The 6,113-nt window shown below is 65.8% G+C and carries 7 protein-coding genes; 3 read left to right on the top strand and 4 right to left on the bottom strand.

Translation table 11 applies throughout. The annotated features are described in order from the left end of the window. Window positions 1–770 (bottom strand): aldehyde dehydrogenase family protein (locus AC16JP_RS12390; protein WP_484340924.1); only part of this gene is annotated, 770 nt, incomplete at its 3' end. Beyond that, window positions 757–1,782, bottom strand: a complete 1,026-nt coding sequence (locus AC16JP_RS12385) for an arginine N-succinyltransferase (RefSeq protein ID WP_484340923.1) — start codon at window positions 1,780–1,782, stop codon at window positions 757–759. The genes AC16JP_RS12390 and AC16JP_RS12385, both read right to left, overlap by 14 nt. Before the next feature lie 71 nt (window positions 1,783–1,853). Here AC16JP_RS12385 and AC16JP_RS12380 point away from each other — a divergent pair, with 71 nt between their 5' ends. Further along, on the top strand, window positions 1,854–2,327 hold the full coding sequence (locus tag AC16JP_RS12380) for an Lrp/AsnC family transcriptional regulator (protein WP_484340922.1): 474 nt from the start codon (window positions 1,854–1,856) through the stop codon (window positions 2,325–2,327). A 25-nt stretch (window positions 2,328–2,352) separates the two neighbouring features. Then, the gene (locus AC16JP_RS12375) at window positions 2,353–3,450 is read left to right on the top strand and encodes a patatin-like phospholipase family protein (RefSeq protein WP_484340921.1); all 1,098 of its coding nucleotides are present in this window, start codon (window positions 2,353–2,355) and stop codon (window positions 3,448–3,450) included. Here the strand turns inward: AC16JP_RS12375 and AC16JP_RS12370 are convergent. Continuing rightward, window positions 3,435–4,673, bottom strand: a complete 1,239-nt coding sequence (locus tag AC16JP_RS12370) for an MFS transporter (RefSeq protein ID WP_484340920.1) — start codon at window positions 4,671–4,673, stop codon at window positions 3,435–3,437. The genes AC16JP_RS12375 and AC16JP_RS12370 overlap by 16 nt on opposite strands. An 89-nt stretch (window positions 4,674–4,762) precedes the next feature. On the opposite strand from AC16JP_RS12370, the gene AC16JP_RS12365 reads away from it, so the two are divergent. Beyond that, window positions 4,763–5,530: an SDR family NAD(P)-dependent oxidoreductase gene (locus AC16JP_RS12365; RefSeq protein WP_484340919.1), complete on the top strand. Its 768-nt coding sequence runs from the start codon at window positions 4,763–4,765 to the stop codon at window positions 5,528–5,530. Window positions 5,531–5,600: 70 nt separating this feature from the next. Here the strand turns inward: AC16JP_RS12365 and AC16JP_RS12360 are convergent. After that, window positions 5,601–6,113 (bottom strand): PEPxxWA-CTERM sorting domain-containing protein (locus AC16JP_RS12360; protein ID WP_484340918.1); only part of this gene is annotated, 513 nt, incomplete at its 5' end.

Below are 6,113 nucleotides of genomic sequence, written 5' to 3'. Positions count from 1 at the left end.
GCGGCCGCCTCGATGTCGCGGTCTGCCAGATCCCAGATGACCAGCGGATTGTTGCCGCCCATTTCCAAGGCCAGCATGCGGTGCGGCGTATTGGCGAACTGTCGCGCAAGTGCGGCCCCCGTCGGGGCGGAGCCGGTGAACAGCAGCCCGTCGGTGTCGGCGCGGGCAAGCGCCATGCCGGTGGCGGCCGCGCCCTGCACCACCTCAAGGACACCGGGCGGCAGCCCTGCCTTCGCCCATAGTGCAGCCATGTGCGCGCCGGTCGCCGGGGTTTGCTCGCTTGGTTTGAACACCAGCGCGTTGCCGGCGATCAGCGCCGGGACGATGTGGCCGTTCGGCAGGTGCGCGGGGAAGTTGTAGGGGCCAAGCACCGCCAGCACGCCGTGTGGCTTGTGCCTTAGCGCCTGCGTTGCGCCGGCGGGATCGGCGCGGAACACTGCCTCGCGGCTGCCGGTGCGTTCGGCGTGCGCCGTGACCGAGATTTCGACTTTGGCCGCAACGCTTGCGACTTCGCCTTTCGCTTCCCACAGCGGCTTTCCGGTTTCGGCGGCGATCAGGCGGGCGAAGGTGTCGGGGTCTTCCTCGACCAGCGCCTTGTAGGCGCGGACGATCCGCAGCCGTTCATCCAGCGTGGTTGCCGCCCAGCCGGGCTGCGCTGCGCGGGCGCGGGCAACCGCTGCGGAAACGGCTGTGTCGTCGTCGATCGCACCTTCCCACAACAGCGACCCGTCGTGCGGGCGGATGCTGCGGAGGCTGTCAGAATGGGGCATGAAGCACTTCCTCCGAGATGGCGAAGGGGCTTCCCGGCCCCAGAACAAGGCCGTTGGCGGTGGCCGCCAGCGGGCAGGCGGCAGCGCGGAAATCCCGAAGCGTGCCCGCCGCGACGAGGTGGACATCGCCGCCTGCACCGACGCCGCGCACGATGCTGGACTTTGCCTCGCGGACGGTGCGAAGCTCGGCGATCCGGGTGTCCATCGTCGGGCCGCCGTCGAAGATGTCGACATAGCCGTGAAAGCCGAAGCCCTCGGCCTCGAGCATGCGGCGGGCCGCCACCCCGGCGTCGTGCGGCTGGCCGATCGCCGCCTGCGCTTCATCGGGCAGCAGCGCGACATAGACCGGATACTTCGGCATCAGGTCGGCGATGAACTGGTTGCCGTGCATCGCGTTGAAGCTGTCGGCTTGTTGAAAGCCCATGCCGAAAAACCGTCCGGCCAGCCCATCCCAGAAGGGGGCGCTGCCATCGGCGCGCATCCGGCCGCGCAGTTCGGCCAGCACGCGGTCGGCAAAGCGGGCGCGGTGCAGCGCCAGAAACAGATAGCGGCTGCGGGCCAGCAGCCGGCCAAGGCCGCCCAGCCGGAAATCCGGGTGCAGGAACAGGCCGCCGACTTCGCTGGCGCCGTCGAAGTCGTTGACGAGGTGCAGCATTTCGGTGCGGAACGTGCGATCCAGCTCGTTGCTGTGCATGCTGATCGTCGTCAGCTTGTAGGAATAAAACGGCCAGCGCGCCCCCACGCGAGAGAACAGCGCCCCCGTCCCGACGATCCGCCCGGTGGGGGCGTGTTCCAGCACCAGTATATATTTTTCATCGTCGGGGGCGCTGATGTCGGCTGCAAAACTGCGTTCCGACCAGGCGAGGCGCTCGGCCAGTGCGTCGCGGTCGTTCGGCAGGTTGGTGAAGCCGCCGCCGGTGAGTTCGGCCAGCGCCTTCATCCCGTCGAGGTCGTACGGGGTGGCCGGGCGAACCCGCCATTCGGCAAGATTGATCTGCTGGCTGTCGGACATTGCAGCGAATATTGCCACGCACCCCCAAGCGGGGGTAACGAAAGTCTGCGGTTCAAACCGCAGGATCTGCGGTGGAGGGGGCATTGGACAGCATCGACCGGATAGACCGCAAGATTCTTGCGGCACTTCAGCGCGATGGCCGCATCACCAATGCGGCGCTGGCCGACGCGGTGTCGCTGTCGCCCTCGGCCTGCCTTGCGCGCGTCCGGCGGCTGGAATCCCTTGGCGTGATTGCGGGGTATCGCGCCGAAATCGCAGTGGACAAGTTCCGCCCGGCGGTGCTGATCTATGGCGAAGTGACGCTTAAGCGCCACCTGCCCGAGGATTTCCGCGCCATCGAAGCCCTGTTCAATGCCGATCCCCGCGTGCTGGAAGCCGCCGAAATCTCGGGCAAGAGCGACTATATGGTGAAGGTGCTGGTGGCCGACATGGCCGAATGGCGCGAGCTTACGGCCGGCTGGACTGCCGGGCCTTGGCAGATCGAGCGGGTGTCCAGTTCGGTGTCGATGCACCGCGCGAAGGAGTTTGCGGGCTATCCGCTCTGAGGAAATGAACGCAAAGGAGCAGGCGATGGCGGCAGAAGCGCAACATGGCACCAATCTGGCGCTACAGGGTGGCGGCTCGCACGGGGCGTTTACCTGGGGCGTCCTCGACCGGCTGCTGGAATCGGGCCGGTTCCGCTTCGACGCGATTTCGGGCACGTCGGCGGGCGCCATGAATGCGATCGTGATGGCGGAAGGGCTGATCGACGGCGGCGCCGAAGTGGCGCGCCAGCGGCTGGAGCGTTTCTGGCTGGCGATCGCCGATGAAGCGGCGTTCATCTCGCCGTTCCGGCGGACGATGGCGCAGACCATGTCGGACAGTTGGGCGATGTCGGACAGCTATTTCTACGAGGCGTCGCTTGCCTTTACCCGCATGTTCAGCCCCTACCAGTTCAATCCGCTGGGGTTCAATCCGCTGAAGGAGGTGCTGGAGCGGCTGGTGAACTTCGACAAGGTACGAAAGCAGCGCGAAATCCGCCTGTTCATCAACACCACGCAGGTGCGCACCGGCGGCCTGCGCTGCTGGCGTGAGCATGAACTGACGGTCGATATGGTGCTGGCTTCGGCCTGCCTGCCGTGGTTGTTTCAGGCCCCGGTGATCGACGGCGAGGCCTATTGGGACGGCGGCTATGTCGCCAATCCGGCGCTGGCGCCGATGCTGCGCTGCACCACGGCAAGCGATGTGCTGATCGTGCAGTTGAACCCGATCGTGCGCCACAGCTTTCCGCGCACCGCCTATGAAATCGAGGACCGGATGAACGAGATCACGTTCAATTCCAGCCTGCTGACCGAACTGCGCTTCATCGCCGAACGCAACCGCCTGATCGAGGCCGGAGAGCTGGTATCGAAACGCGAACGGCTGGTGCATCTGCACATGATCCACGACGACAACGACATGCGCGAGTTCCCGCCAAGTTCCAAGCTGGTGGCCGAGCGGGATTTCCTGCTGAAGCTGAAAGAGCTTGGCCGCATGGCTGCCGATCGCTGGCTGAAACAGGGCGGCCGGCATCTGGGGAAGAAGTCGAGCTTCGATTACCACCGGCTGGTGGCGCGGCTCACTCAGGAAACCGACGACGGGCCGGATGCCGGGCTGCTGTCAGGGCCGGTCATTCAGGCGACCGACTGAGGGGCGGCCCCGGCAACAGGGTCTGGCCGGCGCCACAGCAGAAACACCAGCAGCGTGCCGATGGCGACCGGCACCAGCATCGCGGAATAGCCGTGCGAGCCGACGCCGGTATCATAGACGCGGCCTGCCGCCCAACTGACGATCGCCTGTGCGGGCGCCGTCGCCAGCGCCATGAACATCATCTGGGCGGTCGGCGTCCGGTCGTTGCCCCACATCGCCTGAATGCCGCGCATCGCCCCAAGAAACGTCGAGGCGAAGCTCAGCGCGTGCAATGCCTGCAACGGCACCAGCATCTCCAGCGACGGCGATGTCGCCATCAGGCTCCAGCGCAAGAGCGCGCCGCACCCGCCCAGCAGCATCAGCGTGGCCGGGCGGACATGTTCGATCCGGGGCGCCACGAACATCAGAAATCCGGCCTCGACGATTACGCCGAACGCGAACAGCCAGCCGGCAAGCGTCGCCGTCATGCCCAGCTCGTCGATCCAGAGCTTGGTGCCGAAGATGTAATAGAACTGGTGCCCTGACTGGATCAGCCCGCAGCCGAACATCAGCAGCGCGAATTCCGGGCGCTTCACCATGGCAAAGCCCTGCCGCAGCCGGGCGCCGAAGGGGGCGTGGGCGGTGCGCTCGACCGGATCGGCCGCCATCAGGAACGATGCCGCCAGCAGCCCCGCCATGCTGAGGAACAGCCACCACCAGATGCCGTCGTTGCCGATCCGATCGACCAGCATGCCGGTCGCCACATTGCCCACCACGAACGCCAGCGAGGCGGCGCCCCGCGCCACGCCATAGCCGGGCCGGGCGCGCGGATGGCAGAGGCGCAGCAGCGCCGCTTCCAGAAAGGCGATCAGCGCCCAGAAGGTCACCTCGGCGGTGAAGGCAAGAGCGAAGCTGATGGCGAACCGCTGCGACAGCCACAGCCCGCCCAGCACGAACAGCGTGATGACCGACAAAAGCTGGATCGGCGCCCGCCTGTCGCGGCGGCCGTCTGCCCATGCGCTGGTCAGCGGGCCGGCGACGATGCGGCCGAACCCGGCAAGCGAAATCGCCAGCCCAAGCTGTTCGCCGCTGAAGCCGCGTTCCGCGATCAGCCAGATCGGGAACCACTGAATCAGCCCGCCGAAGCTGGCATAGAACAGACAGGCGGCGATCATCGCCCGCATCGCCTGCGGGTTCAGGGCCTGCGGGTTCGGGGCCAGCATTTTCGGGGGGAGGGCTTCCATCACCCTGTGATGAAGCATGGTTGTGCGGATCGCACAAGCGGGCCATCACGGGCGCGCATCATGCACTCATCCAATCGAGGGAGTACCCCATGAGTCTGTTCGATCTGAAGGGCCAGGTGGCCGTCGTCACCGGGTCGTCGCGCGGCATCGGCAAGGCGATCGCCCACCGCATGGCGGAACACGGCGCCGATGTGGTGATTTCCAGCCGCAAGCAGGACGCCTGCGAGGAAGCGGCCGCCGAAATCAACGCGCTGGTCGGCCGCAAGGCGGCGGTTGCGCGGGCCGCCAACATCAGTTCCAAGGATGCGTTGCAGGATCTTGCGGATTTTTCGCTTTCGACCTTCGGCAAGGTGACGGCGCTGGTCTGCAATGCGGCATCCAACCCCTATTTCGGGCCGATGTCGGGCATTGCCGACGAACAGTTCCAGAAGATCCTGATGAACAACGTGGTTTCGAACCACTGGCTGATCAACATGCTGGCGCCGCAGATGCTGGAACGCGGCGAGGGTTCGGTGACGATCATCAGCTCGATCGGCGGCCTGAAGGCCTCAACCGTGATCGGCGCCTATAATATTTCCAAGGCGGCCGATTTGCAGATGGCGCGCAACCTGTCGGCGGAATACGGGCCGCAGGGCGTGCGGGTGAACTGCATCTGTCCCGGCCTCATCAAGACCGATTTCGCCAAGGCGCTGTGGGACAATCCGGAGATCCTGAAGCTGTCGACGGCGCACAGCAGCCTGAAGCGCATCGGCGAACCGGATGAAATCGCAGGCATGGCGGTGTTTCTGGCCAGCCGCGCGGGTGCGTTCACCACGGGGCAGGGCATCGTGATCGACGGCGGCGCGACGATCGTCTGACGCGCGGCAGAGTTGCCAGCGCGGGGCGTTTCGCGCCCGCGCTGGCGTTGCCTGCCGCGTCAGGGGGCAGTCAGTTCGTGGTCGTGGCCAGTTTGCTGCGGTCCCGCCGCCGAAGCGCGAACCCGGTCAGCCCGAAACCGGCCAGCAACATCGCCCAGGTGGCGGGTTCAGGAACGACGTCGCCGCCACCGCCCGTCTGATAGAGAACCCAGCCCGAGCTTCCCTTGGTGTCGAAGGGGATCAGGCTCGTGCCCTGTCCGGCGTCGAACTTGTAGAAGGCCGTGGCGTTCCCAAGAACGCTACCGCCGCCGAAGTGGATGCCGAAAATGGTGATTCCCGTCATCAGCGGCGCCGGAGGCGACGTGACGTCGCCGCCGTTCAGGCTGTTGATCTTGAAATAATCGTTGAAATCAAAGCCAGTCGTGTCGAAACCAAGCTGGTTCAGGCCGTCGATCTGGGTGTCGATGCCGTTTTGGCTGTTGTTCAGCACGTTCTTGTCGTACCCGCCCGAGCAGGCGATGTAGGTGAACGGCGCCTTGAACACGCCAGCCGTGTCGCAGTTTTCAAAGTTCGTCGCCACCGC

The sequence above is a fragment of the Sandaracinobacteroides sp. genome, assembly GCF_057137845.1.
The sequence above is the reverse complement of the archived record's forward strand: the minus strand, read 5'-3'. Positions and strand labels throughout refer to the sequence as shown.

Bases quoted from the DNA above. Each gene is read 5' to 3' on its own strand.
- AC16JP_RS12385 (WP_484340923.1), bottom strand. From the start codon at position 1,782: ATGTCCGACAGCCAGCAGATCAATCTTGCCGAATGGCGGGTTCGCCCG.
- AC16JP_RS12375 (WP_484340921.1), top strand. From the start codon at position 2,353: ATGGCGGCAGAAGCGCAACATGGCACCAATCTGGCGCTACAGGGTGGC.
- AC16JP_RS12370 (WP_484340920.1), bottom strand. From the start codon at position 4,673: ATGGAAGCCCTCCCCCCGAAAATGCTGGCCCCGAACCCGCAGGCCCTG.
- AC16JP_RS12365 (WP_484340919.1), top strand. From the start codon at position 4,763: ATGAGTCTGTTCGATCTGAAGGGCCAGGTGGCCGTCGTCACCGGGTCG.